This window comes from Winogradskyella sp. A2 (assembly GCF_046762865.1).
GTDB lineage: Bacteria > Bacteroidota > Bacteroidia > Flavobacteriales > Flavobacteriaceae > Winogradskyella.
In genome coordinates, this window is sequence record NZ_JBKQXM010000003.1 from 4,056 (window position 1) to 21,629 (window position 17,574).

At 32.2% G+C, this 17,574-nt stretch carries 16 protein-coding genes and 1 pseudogene; 6 read left to right on the forward strand and 11 right to left on the reverse strand.

Annotated features, from left to right (window positions below):
* Positions 1-241, reverse strand: a pseudogene (locus ACFWV9_RS05970) (hypothetical protein); the annotation flags it as partial.
* A gap of 108 nt (positions 242-349) precedes the next feature.
* Here ACFWV9_RS05970 and ACFWV9_RS05975 point away from each other — a divergent pair.
* Genes ACFWV9_RS05975 through ACFWV9_RS06000 form a run of 6 tightly spaced genes read left to right on the forward strand, consistent with a single transcriptional unit; the run spans position 350 to position 7,198 of the window.
* Positions 350-2,359 (forward strand): tetratricopeptide repeat protein, encoded by a 2,010-nt coding sequence (locus ACFWV9_RS05975; RefSeq protein WP_411894334.1) that lies wholly within the window; start codon positions 350-352, stop codon positions 2,357-2,359.
* Positions 2,356-3,066: a hypothetical protein gene (locus tag ACFWV9_RS05980; RefSeq protein WP_411894335.1), complete on the forward strand. Its 711-nt coding sequence runs from the start codon at positions 2,356-2,358 to the stop codon at positions 3,064-3,066. The genes ACFWV9_RS05975 and ACFWV9_RS05980 overlap by 4 nt, the downstream gene beginning before the upstream one ends.
* Positions 3,067-3,075: 9 nt before the next feature.
* On the forward strand, positions 3,076-5,310 hold the full coding sequence (locus ACFWV9_RS05985; RefSeq protein WP_411894336.1) for a caspase family protein: 2,235 nt from the start codon (positions 3,076-3,078) through the stop codon (positions 5,308-5,310).
* A gap of 2 nt (positions 5,311-5,312) precedes the next feature.
* Entirely contained in the window at positions 5,313-5,537 is a 225-nt protein-coding gene (locus ACFWV9_RS05990; RefSeq protein ID WP_411894337.1) for a hypothetical protein, read from the forward strand.
* A 49-nt stretch (positions 5,538-5,586) separates the two neighbouring features.
* Entirely contained in the window at positions 5,587-6,459 is an 873-nt protein-coding gene (locus ACFWV9_RS05995) for a toll/interleukin-1 receptor domain-containing protein (RefSeq protein ID WP_411894338.1), read from the forward strand.
* 10 nt (positions 6,460-6,469) lie between these two features.
* A complete protein-coding gene (locus tag ACFWV9_RS06000) occupies positions 6,470-7,198 on the forward strand; it encodes a hypothetical protein (protein WP_411894339.1) in 729 nt (242 codons plus the stop codon).
* Positions 7,199-7,231: 33 nt separating this feature from the next.
* Here ACFWV9_RS06000 and ACFWV9_RS06005 read toward each other — a convergent pair whose 3' ends face one another.
* The 10 genes from ACFWV9_RS06005 to ACFWV9_RS06050 all read right to left on the reverse strand — a co-directional run bounded on the left by ACFWV9_RS06005 (position 7,232) and on the right by ACFWV9_RS06050 (position 17,531).
* Entirely contained in the window at positions 7,232-7,660 is a 429-nt protein-coding gene (locus ACFWV9_RS06005) for a secondary thiamine-phosphate synthase enzyme YjbQ (protein WP_411894340.1), read from the reverse strand.
* Between the two features lie 10 nt (positions 7,661-7,670).
* On the reverse strand, positions 7,671-8,762 hold the full coding sequence (locus tag ACFWV9_RS06010) for an adenylate/guanylate cyclase domain-containing protein (RefSeq protein ID WP_411894341.1): 1,092 nt from the start codon (positions 8,760-8,762) through the stop codon (positions 7,671-7,673).
* A 10-nt stretch (positions 8,763-8,772) separates the two neighbouring features.
* Entirely contained in the window at positions 8,773-9,957 is a 1,185-nt protein-coding gene (locus ACFWV9_RS06015; protein WP_411894782.1) for an asparagine synthetase B, read from the reverse strand.
* A gap of 145 nt (positions 9,958-10,102) precedes the next feature.
* Complete coding sequence (locus ACFWV9_RS06020; RefSeq protein WP_411894342.1) at positions 10,103-10,828, reverse strand: sulfotransferase family protein; 726 nt, start codon at positions 10,826-10,828, stop codon at positions 10,103-10,105.
* Positions 10,821-11,738: an aminotransferase class IV gene (locus ACFWV9_RS06025; protein ID WP_411894343.1), complete on the reverse strand. Its 918-nt coding sequence runs from the start codon at positions 11,736-11,738 to the stop codon at positions 10,821-10,823. Before ACFWV9_RS06025 ends, ACFWV9_RS06020 begins: the two co-directional genes overlap by 8 nt.
* 56 nt (positions 11,739-11,794) lie before the next feature.
* Positions 11,795-12,835: an AI-2E family transporter gene (locus ACFWV9_RS06030; RefSeq protein WP_411894344.1), complete on the reverse strand. Its 1,041-nt coding sequence runs from the start codon at positions 12,833-12,835 to the stop codon at positions 11,795-11,797.
* Between the two features lie 72 nt (positions 12,836-12,907).
* Entirely contained in the window at positions 12,908-14,440 is a 1,533-nt protein-coding gene (gene dnaB / locus ACFWV9_RS06035; protein ID WP_411894345.1) for a replicative DNA helicase, read from the reverse strand.
* Positions 14,441-14,609: 169 nt separating this feature from the next.
* Positions 14,610-15,563 (reverse strand): acetyl-CoA carboxylase carboxyltransferase subunit alpha, encoded by a 954-nt coding sequence (locus ACFWV9_RS06040; RefSeq protein WP_411894346.1) that lies wholly within the window; start codon positions 15,561-15,563, stop codon positions 14,610-14,612.
* Positions 15,564-15,613: 50 nt separating this feature from the next.
* A complete protein-coding gene (locus tag ACFWV9_RS06045; protein WP_411894347.1) occupies positions 15,614-16,522 on the reverse strand; it encodes a DMT family transporter in 909 nt (302 codons plus the stop codon).
* Complete coding sequence (locus ACFWV9_RS06050) at positions 16,509-17,531, reverse strand: LptF/LptG family permease (RefSeq protein WP_411894783.1); 1,023 nt, start codon at positions 17,529-17,531, stop codon at positions 16,509-16,511. Before ACFWV9_RS06050 ends, ACFWV9_RS06045 begins: the two co-directional genes overlap by 14 nt.
* Positions 17,532-17,574: the final 43 nt, after the last annotated feature.

Genomic DNA, 17,574 nt, shown 5'->3' on the forward strand with positions numbered 1-17,574 from the left:
TGATTCCTCCTCCAGGCTTAGGGTTAATTCCTCCGCCCTCTTTTGGATTGATTCCTCCTCCAGGCTTAGGGTTAATTCCTCCGCCTTCTTTTGGATTGATTCCTCCTCCAGGCTTAGGGTTAATTCCTCCGCCCTCTTTTGGATTGATTCCTCCTCCAGGCTTAGGGTTAATTCCCCCGCCTTCTTTTGGATTGATACCGCCACCCTCTTTTGGATTGATGCCTCCGCCTTCTAAAGTCATTGTTTTATATTTTTTGGATTAATTGTTATCTATATTAACTAAAAAATATTAATTTAACAAGCCATTTGTTACCCTTTATTATTAACCAACCTTATTAACCAACATTAAATGACCTTAAAAGGTTTTGTAACTGAGTGTCACAAAAAGGAAGTATTTAAGATGCTTTCTATCTATATAGTCTCGAGTTGGGTTTTACTTCAAGTATTGGCCCTTGTTTCTGAACCCTTGGGATTTCCTGTAAAAATAGTAACCTATTTGATTATAATATTATTAGTTGGGTTTCCGGTGCATATTTATTATATCTGGAAATTTAGATTATTGAAATATGAAATCCAACAAACCGAAGATCCATCTACTCCATATAATAAAAGTGCTTTTCAGAAAATGTACTTTTCTTCATTGTTTGTAATTAGTCTATTAAGTGGAATTGCCGTCACCTTAATTATAAAAAAGAACTTTGGTAAGAGTGTACTTTTAGCTGAACTGGAAGAGAACAATAAAATTGCAGTATTGGATTTTGAAAATACTACAGGAAATGAAGAACTTAATAATATTGGTGAAATTGCGGCTAACTGGATTATTCACGGTATAACGGAAAAGGATGCTGGTCAGGCTATTTCCTCAAAATTAGTCAATGACTATAAAAGCATGATTAAGTCAGAGGTTGGCAATGAAAGCATCAACAGTCTATTGATAAAATACTTAAAGCCAGGTAAGGTTATTGAAGGAGTTTTTTATATGGAAAAAGATGAATTACTCTTACAAAGCTCGATAAAAAATGGATTGATGGATGAAACTCTTATTTCATTTGAAACAGTTACATGTGATCCTAATGAGCCATTAGATTGCGCTGAACAATTGAAGCAACAAATATTGGGATATCTTTCAACTGAAGACAGAAAAGACGATTCTGGTTATATTAAGGATGACAATACCTTAACGTCATACTATGAAGAGAAACCACCTAGTTTTAAAGCCTATCAGTACGTGCTTGAAGCATTAGACAAAGAAGATGACGATAAAACTTATTTGACTTTACTGAATAAAGCTATTGAATTAGACCCTAATTTCTTTGAGCCTAAGATACATATGATGTCTTATTTCTATAATAAAAAACAGTTTGCAAAAACTGATTCTTTGATTAGTACTACGACTAATAATTCTAGACTAAGTACAAGGCAGAAAAATTGGATTTTATTTTATGAATCTATAAATAACGGAAAAAATGACAAAGCATATCGTGCTATATTAAAGGAGTATGAAATTGCTTCTTTAGATGTATCAACAAATCAAACTACAATGACCATTGCTTTACAGTTTGTTAATAAACCTGAGGTTATTAAGAAATTTTATGATGAAATTCCAATGGATGATGTTGTATTGGAAAATTGTTCGAGATGTGGCTATAGATATTATCTAAATGCCTTAGCAGATGTTGAATTAGGAAATTATGATGATGTTATAAAAACTTTAATTCCTGTAACAGATATTATTGAGACTAATTACTTAAAGCGCCCTTTGATTATGGCTTATATCAAATCAGGTGACATAACAAATCTAGATAAGTATCTTTCAGAATATGCTTTAACTGGAACTAAAGAAGATATGGAGTATCTCTATACTTTTAGTGGAATACAACTTATTAATACCAACAGCATAGGCAAAGCCAAAGAGTATTTCGATAAATTAATATCGAAGAAAAACTACGCTACACAAAACGAATATTTGGCAAAAGCATTCTACTTCAGTGATGATTATGTAAATGCAGAAAAAGAATATCAAGATTTATATTTAAAGAATCCTGATAACTACGAGTATATCACTCATTTAGCGGTTTCTTACTATAAAAACAGTAATGATGAAATGTCTAGAAAAATTATTGAAAAATTGGAAGACAATAGATCTGATTATCAATTTGGTGAGATAGATTATCGCTGGGCACAGTATTATGCATCTATAGGTAATACTGATAAAGCTCTAGAACACGTTATCAAATCTATAGTACAAGGATATAACTTTACTCCAACAACTTATCATCACGATCCCCATTTCAAAAACCTTAAAAATGATTCAACCTTTAAGGAACATTTAGATTATTGGAAAAACAAGACACTATGATAAACATTAGACACGTAAAAGATTCTTTAGACACAACCATAACTAAATTAGTAAATGACACCGATGCTCTGGCTGCACGTGTTGAGGCCATTGAGCAAAGTCAAGACTTTTGGGAGAATCTAAATAAAACATTAGAAGTAATTATATGGCCAATTGCAGTGATTTTGATGTTATATCTATTCAAAAAGCAAATTGCAAGTATCATTAACAGATTTGAGTCTGCCAATATTACGCCTACTGGTCTAGCCTTTAAACTTCAGCAACATACGGAACTTATCGGTACAGGCAGCTCTGATGTTTTATCAAAAGACGGAGGAGATATAAACCCAAAAGATGGCGGAGGCATCAATCCAAAGGAAGGCGGTGGTATTAATCCTAAAAGTGATTCTGGAATTAATCCAAAAACTACAGATAACTTCAACTCAAAACCTAGTATTGCAGAATCACCATATCAAATGCTTATCGAGTTAGAAGATGCTATATCTTATAAATTAACAAGTAAAGCAAATAGTAATGGAATTAATGTTCAAGGTAAATCAAATTACTCTTTGGTTAATAGTCTTTATTCCAATAAAATAATTGATAGTTATACAGCAAAAAAATTAAGAGCCGTGATTGAATTGAATACTATGGGTCTTAATAGTCCTGAAACCACTCATGAGCAAGCAACTCAGATGAAAAAACTTTTCAATAATATTAACTTTTAATTGTTTAAAATGAATCAAATTGAAAACGCATACGCGTTAATCATTGGTGTGGACTTTAAGCAAAAAACAGAAAGTGTAATTAAGGATGCCCAAAATATTTATGACGTTTTATCAAACAAAGAACTTTGTGGATATAAAAAAGAAAATATTACACTTTTATTAAATAGTGATGCTACCTGTAAGAGGATTACTGATGCCTTTGATGATCTTATTGAAAAAATGGACGAGAATTCATCGTTTTTACTTTATTATTCTGGACATGGAGGATATGCCAAAGAATATGACATCTCTTATTTATGCCCTTACGATAAAACAGCAGATATATATATAAGCGGTAAAGAACTCAGGGGAAAACTGAGTAAAATGAAATCAAAAAAGATATTTATTCTATTTGATTGTTGCCATTCCGGATCCTTTTTTGAAGGTAAAGACGAAGTTATTTCAGAGACTATTGCAAATAATACCAAAGAGCTAATTACACATCAAAATTCTACACTCGAAGGATTAGCACAAGAGATTGATGATGAAAGAGGTATGGTCATAGTAGCTTCATCTCAGGCGGCAGAGCTTTCTTGGGGTGATGCGGAGACAAGTGTTTTTACGCAATGTTTAGTTGAGAGCTTAAAAGCTCAAAACAAACACTTTTTTGCGGATGAATTTGTAAGAACCGTAGAAACCGTAAACTATGTTTTTGAACGAACACCAGTCTTAATCGATCAATTGAAAAAGAGAAGTGATATAGTAAAAGATCAAACACCATATGCTAATCTACAAATGTCTGATGATTTTGTTATCTGCTATATTCCTCAAGAATTAAGATCTAAGATAGTTACAGATAAATTCAAGACGAAAAAAAGTGTTGGCCAAGCTGTTTTGTCTAAAAGTGATACTGACATTTCATGGGAACGCGATGAAGGAAATAACTTATTGCTTTTTGTTCATGGTTTTTCTGGTGAATCAGGAGATTCCTTTGGTATTACACCTAATTTATTACAAAAAGATCCAAACTTTAAAGGTTGGGCAATGAAACCCTTAGGTTATAAATCCATTGCGCAACCAAAATTGGGCAAAGACGTATGGGGCGCAATACTAGACGTAGATAAAATTGCCGGAAATTTAAAAACATCAATCAAATTTAAGTTCAAAAATTATGATCGTATTGCCATTGTTGCGCATAGTCTTGGAGGTATCGTTGCTCAAAAGGCAATATTAGCTCTAGATGAAGAAGACCGAAAAAGAATTTCTCACCTTATCATGTTTGGTGCACCTAGTAATGGAATAGCACCAGAAATATTAGATAAACAGTGGAATAAAAAATATAGCGATTTAAGCAGTGAAGGTAATTTTATTAAGTCACTGCGGTCTAATTGGAAAACAACGTTTAATGGCAAGTACCCATTTAAGTTTAAGGTGGCAGCCTCAGCACAAGACGAATATGTTTCAATTGACTCCTGTCATGAACCATTTGATTCTAAATATTGTGAATTTGTAGATGACAAACATCTTATGATGGTTAAGCCAAAAGATGAGAAAGATGATGCCTATTCTTTAATTCTAAGTACCTTAACAGGAAGTAAATTCTTTAACCAATACACTAACAAGGAAGAAATTAATCTAACACTAGGTAAATACGATTCTGTTGTGAACAAATTGCTTCCAAATAAAGATGATTTAGACAAAAGAGGCTTAACTCAATTAATTTTTGCATTAGAAGGATTAGAACGTAAAGATGAAGTCTACGATATATTAAACACACATCCTTTGGCGCAAAGCAATACAGATTTAATGGGAATTATAGGTGGAAGACATAAACGAGATTATTTAAAAACTTATTCATTTAAATCTAGCCAAGCATCTAGAAATTACTATAAAAAAGCACTGGATATATCTGCAGAAAATGAAGTGCATTCCCAAATCTATTATCATGCTATAAATTTAGCTTTTTTAAGTATTGTTACAGATCCTGAAACAGGTAAAGGAGAAATGAAAAAATATGCTAATCAAGCCTTAGAGGCTGCTGAAAAATGTGATGATAACCTTTGGAAATTTGCTACAGTAGCAGAAGGCAATATGTATTTAGAGAATTTTGATAAGGCAAAAGAGTTTTATATTAAGGCATCAGAAAACATTCCTATCCGGGAAAAATTATCTATGCACACTAATGCCTATGCTGGCTATGTTGCTCTGACAAATAGGGAAAATGATGATTTTACACAGTTTTTAAAAGCACAGTTACTAAGCTAATAATGTTGAAATTTAAACAAAACAGGATACCAGATTTAGAATTTAAAAGTGCAATTAAAAAACCAATACCCATTAGGTGTTTGCAAATTAATGAGCCTTTTGAAGTCGAGACCTTAGAGGGGAAAATGAGAGGTAAAAAAGGGGATTGGCTTATGATTGGTGTGAATGGAGAAATGTACCCTTGTGATAATAGTATATTTAAAAAAAGTTATGATATAACAATATAATTCGTATATTTTCGACCCCTTCAATTAATCCAACATAAAAACTATTAATATGAGTGCAGAAACTATTTTTGTGAGCTACTCTAGTAAAGACAGACCATTTGCTCTTGGACTCGTAAAAGAATTACAGAATTTGGGTGCTGACGTATGGATAGATCAGTTAGGAATTGGACTCGGAGAAAATTGGGATAATGCTATAGAGGAAGCATTAGAAAAATCAGAGACCTTTATGCTCATTTTGTCTCCAACTTCGGTGGAGTCACCCAATGTTCAAGATGAAGTTTCTATTGCAATTAACACACAAAAAAAAATGGTGCCAATTCTAATAGAAGAATGTAAGTTACCAATGCGCTGGCAACGAAGACAGTATGCAGATTTGGCCAATAATCCGGATAAGGCTATAAATGATATTCTAACATTTCTTGGCCTAAAGGAAAAAGCCTCATCGAGCTTAAAAAAAGTACTAAACTTAATTGGTGTTTCCGAAGCACAAGAAAAAGTAGTTCAAAAAATAAAAGAAGAATCTTCTGGTAAAGAAATTGAGCAAGAGGTTGACGCGAGAGATTTATTAGTATCAGATTCCGAAATTGACCGTGCAATTATAATGCATAAAAAGGGTATAAAAACGAATACACGAATGATTATAATTACCGCAGTTATAAGTGTTGTACTAATGGGAATTGTAATAGTACTTAATAAACTAGAACTTGCAAAGCTTGAAATATCCTTTGCAATTATAGGTTGTTTATTAATTAATTTATTATCTGTGCGATTATTTGGTTCTATAAATAAAAGAAAACGAAATATTGATTTAATAGAATTATTAAAATTAAAACGTGAACGGTTAACCCGAGTAGTAAACAAACTGTCTAACAAAGAGATTGAAGAATTTAATTCTGAATTCTACGAACACATTACCATATAATCCCAATCTTATGAAACGAATTGACGAAAAAATTAAAGAAATAGAGAAAAAAGACAATAAAAATAGATTTTTATTCTTTGTTATTATTGGCTTAATTGCCGCATTTCTAATCACAATTGGCTATTATCATAAAAACTTAGAAAAAGCTGAAATATTAGCTTCTGATGCTTATATAGACTTAGCAAAAAAAGATACAATTCTAAGACAAGAGTTGGAAATTAAAAAATTATATATTGATAGTCTTGAAAACAGTCTTCGACCAGAAGATTATTGGAACTATATTAAAGATGAAAATTCAGTTGAAGGCTATATTGAATATTTTACAAATATTTGGGGGATAAGAAGAGACTCTGTTGATTTAAATTCAGCTCAAAATAACATTAAATTAACATTAAAAGAAGAATCAAATGAGAACGGTCTAATAGGATTTGAAGGATGGGTATATATTGGTAAAGAAACTGCAAGTGGTCCTTTTGTTCATCACGATGATGGTCAAGTATTTAAAATAGTATGGAGAAGGGGGCATGAAGAAGAAAATCAAATATCATCAATAGAAAATACCAAACCAGAAAAAGACGATATAATACAATTAGTACGTGTGAGAAATCGAACAACTTATGAAGACGCTAGTTTCGACTCAGATGATAACGGAGAAGGATGGAGACCAAGTTCTAAAGCTTACGTTTTAGAAATAAAAAAGAATCAAATTGAGGTTTGGGTTAAAATAAGATACTACTAAATAATTAGTCATTTTTATTGAAGAGAATGAATTTTAAAACGTAGTACCAATCACTGATGCAATCATACGTCTAGAACCACCATGGATTCTATGTTCACCTAAATAAATACCTTGCCAGATTCCAAGATTTAATTTTCCATCTGTAATAGGAATTTGTACTGAAGATCCCATCAATGACGCTTTAATATGTGCTGGCATATCATCAGGCCCTTCATAATTGTGCTCATAATAAGGCATATTCTCAGGTACCATTTTGTTAATATGCGATTCAAAATCTTCCCTGACTGTATAATCTGCATTTTCATTAATAGTAAGACTAGCAGAAGTATGTTTTATAAATAAATGTAGTATTCCTACTTTAATTTCACGAATCTCTTGAATATTCGACATAACCTGAGATGTGATGAGATGGAATCCTCTAGGTTTTTCAGAAAGTATTATTTCCTTTTGATAAAATTGCATTTAGAATATTCTATAATTTATTATCATTAATTTCGGAAATAGAAAATATTTCAGTCGCTTTTTCTTTCCCTTTTAGCTTTATTGAACCTTTTGATTCTATAAGATATTGTTTTTTGTTTTTTATGTTTTTTAACACTGTTTCAGAAGCTAATAGCGTTGCATCGTAAGTTTTACATAAGTTTTGGATTCTAGAAGCAGTATTTATGACATCGCCATGATACGCTATTTCTTTTTTGATTGTACCAACCTCAGCAATCATAAGTTTGCCAAAGTGAATACCTGCTTTAAAGATAGGTTGAAAAGCATAATTAGATATGTAATGATCATTTCTTTTTTTTAATTTATCCTTAAATGCTAAATATAAGTTTACGCAATTATTCTTATCAAATCCTTTTTTTTCGGACCAGGTAACTACAGCTTCATCCCCAACATATTGATATACTTCTGCATCGTGCCTATTTAATACCTTATTTAAATCTGTAAAACAATCTTGTATAAATTTGCTATAACTGACATGCCCTAATTTCTCAGCTATTTTAGTAGAATTCTTTAAATCTAAAAACATAAGTATTCTTTCTTCCTCCCTAGGCTTCCTATACTTTCCCAGCAGGATATTTATAAACATTCCTCGACCAAATTTGTCGTTTGCAATTCTTATAAAAGAGAATACAATAGATGCACTGACAAAATAAATTACAGTATTCCAAAAAAACGGATCTGTTCGCCACCAACCTTTTTCATTAGGTAAATCGATATCTATTTGCTCTTCAATTCTGAAGGACATTAAACTTAGAACTATAATTATAAGAATTAAGTAAACGAAAGACTTTGTAATTAAACTAAACCCAAGGCTAAGTTTTTTACTTATATGTTCGTCAAACAAATATTCTATAAGTGCATAAAACACACCTATTAACAGTCCAAGTATAAGGCCGTATTTGTAGTATGCAAATATAGGTAGCCCTAAATCCTCATCCGTATAAATAGCCAATTCTTCAATTAAACCATTATAACGTATTGCAATAAAAAATACGAAAGCTAATAGCCAGTAAATAAGCGAAGACAAAAATAGTTGAAGAAAAGATTGGATTCTAATACCCATTTAAAAGTAATTAAGTCTTTTGCTTCTTCTTTTTTGCCGCCGGAAATAATACATTATTCAGAATTAAGCGATAACCAGGCGATGTAGGATGAAGGTCTAATTCAGTTTTCGGATCTCCTACTCTATGTGTATAATCTTCTGGGTCATGACCACCATAAAACGTAAAAAATCCTTTTCCTTTTATACCATGAATATATTTTGCTTCTCCATTTGTCCTGTTTTCTCCCATTACAAGTACATTAGACTTTATTTGGTCTCGAGTAAATGAAGTGGTTTGCCCCATAAATCCTTTCACCAATGCTGTATGGTTTTGTGTAAGCATAGTTGGTATTGGATCCCATTTTGCCGAATATTCCATTAAAGTAAAGTAATCTGTTTTAAATGGAATTTGGCGCTTGCGTGTCATATCAATAGACGAGAACTCATAAACATTAGGACTTCGCTCAAGTAAATAATCTTTAAAGGCAAATGTCTTAGTAAAATCAATTTTATTCTGATAGCCAGGATCACTTCCATCACCATCAAACATTGGTTCACATATATCAACATTTTCAGCCGATAAGGCTATATCAAAACTATCAGTAGCAGAACACATGGCAAACATAAAACCACCTCCAACAACATAATCTCTAATTTTAAGTGCTACATCTAGTTTGGCATCCGACACTTTACTATAACCTAATTTTGTAGCCAACTCTTCTGCTTCCCTTTTCTCTTCAATATACCATGCGGCAGATCTATAGGTTCTGTAAAATTTACCATACTGACCAGTAAAATCCTCATGGTGCAGATGCAACCAGTCATATAAAAGTAATTCATCCTTTAAAACTTCTTCATCGTATATTGTTTCATATGGTATTTCTGCATAAGTCAATACCATTGTAACGGCATCATCCCATGGTTGTTTTCCATAAGGCGTATATACTGCAATCTTAGGTGCTTTCTCTAAAACCACAGTTTCTTGATTAACGGCAGGACTACTAATTTCATCTAAAATTTGCGAGGCTTCTGAATCTGACAAGACTTCAAAAGAAACGCCTCTAATTTGGCACTCACGTCTTATAATATCCGCATCTGGCAATAAAAAAGAACCACCTCTATAATTTAATAGCCAATTAACCTTCAAATCCCTTTCTAAGGTCCAATACGTTACGCCGTAAGCTTTTAAATGATTCTCCTGAGAGTCTGCATCCATTGGTATTAAGATATACGATGCCCAGACACTATTTATAAAGAATACCGTAAAAAATAATATGATTAGGTTTTTCAAGTTCATAGATTTACAACGAAAGATACTTAATTTTTAGTCTCAAATATCAAAATTATATTTCTTTTAAGACCTAAAGTGTGTGTTTTAACAACTCAACATAATAAGGTCTACATTCTGTTAACAATGGTTGTAGATGATTAGGGAAAGGTGCTTCTTTAGGCATATATTTCATAAAACCACTTGAGTTGTGAACACTATCATACCAATATTTGGACCATATACCATCTTCTTTTCGTTTCTGCGGTTTCCATGAAAGCATATTTCTATCAAACTCTATTTCAGCAAATTCACAAAGGTTATTCAATGTTTTTTCTGGATTGATTAAGACTTGCTTAGAGTCAATAACTGTAAATGAAATATTGTTACTTTGAAAATACTCTAACAATTCCATATGTAACTTATATCCAACATCATCAAGAACAGGATTTGGAATTACTCTATCAAATGAAGGTAACATTTCAAAAGGGTCTCTAGTTAATATAATATTTACGGTCTTTCTCATAAACTCTTTATCCAATCCAAGTAAATGATGAATCATATGTTTGAAAAATAGTACAGGTTTTTCATTTTCAGTGAGCATCATTTCAACTATCTTATCACCATTGTTTTCCATAACTTCAAGAATATCCTCTGCACCCGGATGATATTTATGAGCTTCGGAATGATTCTTTAAGTAATAAGCATATAAAGGCTCGTCATATACCTTTGTGTCTTTACGTTGAGCAAAGGAATACATTAATGCTGTTGAAATATTTCGTGGCCCAGACCATAAACAAATTCGCTTAATATCATCCATTCTCAACCTCATTATCAATTAATCCCTCATAAAGTTTACTTAACTTTTTAGTCATTGAACCAAATTTTCCGTTTCCAATAGTTCTTCCATCAATTTTAACCACTGGTGTCAATCCGCCAAATGTCCCTGTAACAAATGCTTCATCAGCACCATATACATCAAATAATGAAAAATCTTTTTCCATACATTTTATGTTATTCGCATGGCAAACCTCGATTACCTTTCCTCTGGTTATTCCATTCATACAATATTTGCTTGTGGATGTCCAAACCTCATTATTTTTGACCATAAAAAAGTTGGTTGCGTTACAAGTTGCGACAAATCCATTAACATCAAGCATTAAAGCTTCATCTGCTCCAGCTTCAATCGCCTGAATCAAAGCTTGTACCTCATGCAATTTACTATGGCAATTTAATCGTGGGTCTAAATAATCTGGTGATCCTCTTCTAATAGTGCTTGTAAATAAAGTAATTCCTTTAGCTTTTGATTCAGTTGAAGCCTTTTTGTATTCAGGAATTATAACAATATTTGGACCAGATATTGTTAATCTGGGATCTTGTGAAGGTGTTTTTTTTATTCCTCTAGTAATCATAATCCTCACATGAACACCGTCAGTCATTGAATTGGCACTTAGTACATCTCTGACTTTTTTTATTAGCTCTTCTTTAGTCAATGGAAGTTCCATACCTACAGTTTTTGCAGACTGCCACAATCTGTTAAAATGATCTTTAACAAAAACTAATTTATCATGATGAAGTCGTAGTGCTTCCCATACTCCATCGCCAACTAAATATCCACTATCAAAAACAGATATTTTTGCTTCATCTCTTTGGAATAATTCATCATTAACTAATATTAAAATGTCTTTATTTCTTGAATCCTCAAGTGCATTATGCGTACCATGTACCATAGGTGAAATTTTAAGTAGAAAGATACTTAAAATATACAGTCAATAAAATGGAGTAACTAAAGTTTTTCTAGTTTGGTTTCATCACCAGAAAGTAAACTTGCTATAACTTTGGTACTTGGAAATTGCTCAAGTATTATCTTTATAAAAACAGTTATAGGAATTGCCATAATTAAACCAGGAATTCCCCATAAAAATCCCCAAAGCATAAGCATTACAAGAACTGCTATTATATTTATAGAAAAAGACTTACCCATAAATATTGGTTCTAAAATTGCTCCAAAAACAACTTGTACCAAAGTTATTGAAACAATAAAGAAGAACAATGTGCTTGTAGGATCTAATTCAACAAATGCGAATATGGATAATAGAATTACCGATACAAAGGATCCAACCATTTGAACAAAATTAATTGCAAATGCAAACAAGCCCCAAAAGATTGGAAAACTAACATCAAAAAAAACACACATTAATCCTGTAAATAGACCAGTTAATGCACTTACCAAAAATTTTACTTTTATAAACTTAATTAAATCCTTTTCAATCTTCATAAATGCTTTTATTGAGGTATGCCTCTGTTTTAAAAGCGTATTGTTAAGAAGTTTATGTACATTAATTGACTCCGCAAGCCATAGAATAACAAAGAATGCAGTCATCAAAATTGTAGTTAAAAACTTTCTTAGAAATCCTATTGTAGTACCTATGTTTTCCTTTTGAAAAAATTGAGAAAAAATATTTTGATCTTCTTCAATTTCTAATCCAAAATTATCTGCCAAATACACTTTTAAGTCGGTTAGTTTAGCTTCTGCTTTAGGGAAAAATTCTGATTGTGTAGCCAGAATTTCTTTGCTAGATAGCTGAACCAATTCCACACCTAATTTTAATCCTCCAGTAACCAGTAATAAAACAATGATAATGCTTATAAATTTAGGAATATTCCGCCTACCTAGCCAGCGCATTAAAGGCAAAAACAGCAAGGCAATAAACATCGAAAAAATAAGAGGTATAAATATGAAAGACAGTATCTTAAGTAAATAAAATATAAGAGGTACTGCAATGGTTAGCAACAAAATATTTGTTGTTCGTCTTTGATTTAACATGAGGCAATTCTATTATAAAAATAACGAACGTAAAGATAGGTTTAAAATACCTTGTAAATTCTAAATTCGTTGTTAAAAAGGAACACCGTCATCCTCAGGACCATCAAATGCATCAGATGCAGAAGGGTAATTATCTGGTTTAAAGGTATCATCATTGGCCGCTGCGTTCATTTTTGAATGGAATTCGCCAAAAGGTGTATCAAAATCATCTAAGTTATCAAACTTACCAAGATGTCCAATGAATTTTAATCTAATACTATCTAAGCCTCCGTTTCTATGCTTGGCTACAATTAATTCACCTTGACCTTCTGTTGGAGATCTTTCTTCATCATCCCACTCATCAATTTTATAATATTCTGGTCTATATATAAAAGATACAATATCTGCATCTTGTTCTATGGCACCAGATTCACGTAAATCTGATAAAAGTGGTCTTTTACTTCCACCTCGCGTCTCAACCGCCCGAGACAATTGTGATAATGCAATCACTGGGACGCTAAGTTCCTTTGCAAGTGCTTTCAGGTTTCTAGATATTGTAGAGATTTCTTGTTCACGATTACCGCCTTTCTGACTGCCACCAGCTGTCATTAATTGTAAATAATCAATAATAACCAATTTTATGCCATACTGTGATGCTAAACGCCTCGCTTTTGCTCTTAAATCAAAAATTGATAATGATGGTGTGTCATCAATAAACAAAGGTGCCTTCTCAAGTGTTTTTACTTTAACATTGAGTTGTTCCCACTCGTGTTTTTCTAACTTTCCGGTTCTAAGTTTTTCAGAAGATAAACCTGTTTCACTAGAAATCAATCTTGTAATTAATTGTACAGAAGACATCTCTAAGGAAAAGAAAGCAACAGGAATATTACTATTTACAGCAATATTTCTTGCCATTGTTAAAGTTAAAGCGGTTTTACCCATACCTGGACGAGCAGCTATAATGACTAAATCACTAGGTTGCCAACCTGATGTTAACTTATCTAGTTTATCAAAGCCAGAAGGTATCCCACTTAATCCTTCTTTATTAGATATCTCCTCAATTTTCTTCTTGGCTTGGATTACCAAACTTTGAGCGGTTTCCGTAGACTTCTTAACATTGCCTTGTGTTACCTCATAAAGTTTTGCTTCTGCATTGTCTAATAGATCAAAAACATCATTAGTTTCATCATAAGCCTCCTCAATTATCTCACTTGAAATTTTAATTAAACTTCGTTGTATATACTTCTGTAAAATAATTCTAGCATGAAACTCAATGTGCGCGGAAGAAGATACTCTCTGCGTAAGTGAAATAAGGTAAAAATCACCTCCAACCAAATCTAACTTTTCATCTTTCTTAAGTTGGCTAGAAACGGTTAATAAATCAACAGGTTCACTATTTTCGAATAATTTGAAAATAGCCTCGAAAATATATTTATGGGCATCTTTATAAAATGCATCGGGACTTAAAATATCAATGACTTCGTCCACACCTTTTTTATCAATCATCATTGCGCCAAGCACAACTTCCTCTAAATCAATGGCTTGAGGTGGTATTTTACCCTTCTCTAAACTAATGATAGTGCTTTTGTCTACTTTATAACCTTTTATTGGACTTGGTTGTTTCATAAGATACAAATGTAACCAATTAGTATCCACAAAGCGCTAATTTAACACTTGTCAATCTCAACACTTCGTTAACAATCTAACTGTTAATAACTCTATAATATTGTTAATATGCATAAAAAAAACTGAAGTACAATACTTCAGTTTTCTTAAATACCTATATATATTGAATTTAGTCTTTATAGACTCCCATATTTGCATATTTTTCCATGCGTTGTTTAACTAATTCCTTTGGTGATAAGTTTTTAAGTTCTTCAAAAGATTTCACAATTGCATCTTTTACTGCCAAGAAAGTTTTCTCTTTATCAGTATGTGCACCACCAAGTGGTTCTTTTACAATTTGATCAACCAGTTTCATTCGTTTCATATCCTTAGCTGTAAGTTTCAAAGCTTCTGCAGCCTGTTCCTTATACTCCCAGCTTCTCCACAAAATAGAGGAACAAGACTCTGGGGAAATAACAGAGTACCAAGTGTTTTCTAACATTAAAACTTTATCTCCTACTCCTATCCCTAAAGCTCCACCTGAAGCACCTTCACCAATTATAACAGTAATGATTGGCACTTTAAGACGAGTCATTTCTAATATATTTCTAGCAATAGCTTCTCCTTGCCCTCTTTCTTCAGCTTCTAGGCCAGGATATGCGCCTGGTGTATCAATCAAAGTTACTACCGGAATACCAAACTTTTCAGCAGACTTCATTAAACGCAATGCCTTTCGGTATCCTTCTGGATTAGACATACCAAAATTTCTATATTGTCTTGTTTTTGTATTAAACCCTTTTTGCTGACCGATAAACATATAAGATTGGTCTCCTATTTTACCTAAGCCACCAATCATGGCTTTATCATCTTTTACATTTCTATCACCATGCAATTCTAAAAATGATTCACCACACAAAGCTTTAATATGGTCTAAAGTATAGGGCCTGTTTGGATGACGAGACATCTGAACACGTTGCCATGCCGTAAGGTTTTTATAAATTTCCTTCTTTGTCTCGGCAAGCTTTTTTTCAATTTGCTTACAGGTTTCAGTGACATCAACATCACTCTCTTGACCTATAATTTGACATTTATCTAATTGTTCTTCTAATTCTTTTATCGGTAATTCAAACTCTAAGTATTCCATACAATTTGAAATTAGTTTTATTAGTTAGTTAGGGTACAAATATAAAAACTTTAATTGGTTATATTATTTGTTTTCTGTTGTCGTCTTTTATAATTTTTAAATATTGCATCAAGCAATACCGTCACCAATATTAAGATGGCACCTATGTAAAACTGTGGTGACATTTTTTCTGTTTCAGGAAATAGCATCAAGGCTATAGCAATACCATATACTGGTTCTAAATTATAACTCAAAATTACCGTAAACGGACTAATATATCTCATCACTTCTACTGCGCCAATAAAGGCATATGCTGTACAAACAGAGGCTAAAATAAACAGATAAACCCAATCCATAGATGACAATACAAAAAACTCTTTATTAAATGTTCCTCCTGTAGATAGAATAAATATGGTTAAGAAAACAACTCCACTAACAAACTCATAAAATGAAATAATTGTTGAATTATAACGCTCAATAAAACGACCATTTATGACCGCAAATAAAGTTGAGAACAAAGCAGATAATAGTCCTAGTATAATACCATTAATGTAATTAATCTCGCTACTAGTTATTAGAAAAACTCCTAAAACAACTATTAGTCCAAAAATAATTTCATATCCTAAAATGCGACGTTTAAAAAATATGGGCTCAATAAATGAGGCAAAAAAGGCACCTGAGGAAAACATAGCTAAGGCTATTGAAACATTGGCTTGATTAATTGCTTCAAAAAATGTAACCCAATGCAAGGCAATTATAACTCCTGCAATTGAAAATAGAACGAATGTTTTCTTGGAGATTCTAAGTTTTAGTTTAACTACTTTAATAAACAAAAACATTAGTATGCCTGCTATGGCCATTCTATACCATACCAATTCCAAAGAACCAATAGTAATAAGCTCTCCTAGGATTGCAGTAAAACCAGCAATAAAAACCAGAAAATGTAAATGAAGATAGTGCTTAAGTTTAGCGTTTGGCATTTTGTAGAAGGTATATTGCTAAAATACCAAATATAAAATTAGGAAACCATACAGCTATAAACGCCGGAAAGTTAGATTGTTCAGCCATTACTCCAAATATTTTATCGAAGAATACATAAATCATGGCAATTAGAATTCCAAATGCCAAATTCACACCCATGCCTCCTCTCCTTTTTATGGACGAAACGGCAACAGCAATGATAGTAAGTATGAAAATTGAAACTGGCAAACTCCATTTCTTAAGTTTTACAACTTCATACCTACCTATATTAGACGAACCTCGTCTTTTTTCTGCTTCAATAAAATTTAGTAATTCAAAATAGGATTTGGTTTCAGCAGCATATTCAACAGGCGCAAGATCTTCAATTTCAAATGGCATTTTCATATTTTGACGCCTCGCTTTTTCAATTGTCTCTACACCATTCTCATAAGTTCTTTTTACATAGCTTGTGAGTCTGTAGCTAGAATCTTCTTCTATATATCTGATATTATCTGCAAATATCTTGTATTTAAGTTCATTCCCTTCAAAATGCTCATAGGTAAAACTAACACCCAAATTACTTTTTGGAATAAAACTCTTTACATAAATATAATCATTGTCATTTATCTGCCGATATACGTCTTTTGTTTTCTGGATTTGCTTGTTCTTTTTTAAGTATTTGTATTTAAATTCATTAAATCCCTGACTGGCAATTGGTGCCAGATACATACCTAAAAACAATGCAAAAGTTGCTACTATCGTAGCTCCGATTATATAAGGTCTTAAAAATCTAGAAAAAGAAACGCCAGAACTTAAGAATGCAACAATTTCAGTATTATTAGCAAGTTTAGAGGTAAACCAAATCACACTTAAAAATAAAAAGAGCGGAAATAATAAATTGGCAAAATAGACTGTGAAATTCAAGTAGTATAATGCTACATCTCCAAAAGGTGCCTTGTTCTCTAAAATCCTACCTATTTTCTCTGCTAAATCTACTGTTATACCTATTGGAATAAACAATAACAGCATCATTAGAAATGTGAAAATATATCGTTTTAATATGTACCAATCT

What these genes read in the sequence shown, in the direction of transcription:
- ACFWV9_RS06015 (WP_411894782.1), bottom strand. Translation starts at nt 9,957, where the DNA reads ATGGATGCAGACTCTCAGGAGAATCATTTAAAAGCTTACGGCGTAACG.
- ACFWV9_RS06005 (WP_411894340.1), bottom strand. Translation starts at nt 7,660, where the DNA reads ATGCAATTTTATCAAAAGGAAATAATACTTTCTGAAAAACCTAGAGGA.
- ACFWV9_RS06040 (WP_411894346.1), bottom strand. Translation starts at nt 15,563, where the DNA reads ATGGAATACTTAGAGTTTGAATTACCGATAAAAGAATTAGAAGAACAA.
- ACFWV9_RS06000 (WP_411894339.1), top strand. Translation starts at nt 6,470, where the DNA reads ATGAAACGAATTGACGAAAAAATTAAAGAAATAGAGAAAAAAGACAAT.
- ACFWV9_RS06020 (WP_411894342.1), bottom strand. Translation starts at nt 10,828, where the DNA reads ATGGATGATATTAAGCGAATTTGTTTATGGTCTGGGCCACGAAATATT.
- ACFWV9_RS05980 (WP_411894335.1), top strand. Translation starts at nt 2,356, where the DNA reads ATGATAAACATTAGACACGTAAAAGATTCTTTAGACACAACCATAACT.
- ACFWV9_RS06025 (WP_411894343.1), bottom strand. Translation starts at nt 11,738, where the DNA reads ATGGTACATGGTACGCATAATGCACTTGAGGATTCAAGAAATAAAGAC.
- ACFWV9_RS05995 (WP_411894338.1), top strand. Translation starts at nt 5,587, where the DNA reads ATGAGTGCAGAAACTATTTTTGTGAGCTACTCTAGTAAAGACAGACCA.
- ACFWV9_RS06030 (WP_411894344.1), bottom strand. Translation starts at nt 12,835, where the DNA reads ATGTTAAATCAAAGACGAACAACAAATATTTTGTTGCTAACCATTGCA.
- ACFWV9_RS05990 (WP_411894337.1), top strand. Translation starts at nt 5,313, where the DNA reads ATGTTGAAATTTAAACAAAACAGGATACCAGATTTAGAATTTAAAAGT.
- dnaB (WP_411894345.1), bottom strand. Translation starts at nt 14,440, where the DNA reads ATGAAACAACCAAGTCCAATAAAAGGTTATAAAGTAGACAAAAGCACT.
- ACFWV9_RS05975 (WP_411894334.1), top strand. Translation starts at nt 350, where the DNA reads ATGACCTTAAAAGGTTTTGTAACTGAGTGTCACAAAAAGGAAGTATTT.
- ACFWV9_RS06010 (WP_411894341.1), bottom strand. Translation starts at nt 8,762, where the DNA reads ATGGGTATTAGAATCCAATCTTTTCTTCAACTATTTTTGTCTTCGCTT.
- ACFWV9_RS05985 (WP_411894336.1), top strand. Translation starts at nt 3,076, where the DNA reads ATGAATCAAATTGAAAACGCATACGCGTTAATCATTGGTGTGGACTTT.
- ACFWV9_RS06050 (WP_411894783.1), bottom strand. Translation starts at nt 17,531, where the DNA reads ATGCTGTTATTGTTTATTCCAATAGGTATAACAGTAGATTTAGCAGAG.
- ACFWV9_RS06045 (WP_411894347.1), bottom strand. Translation starts at nt 16,522, where the DNA reads ATGCCAAACGCTAAACTTAAGCACTATCTTCATTTACATTTTCTGGTT.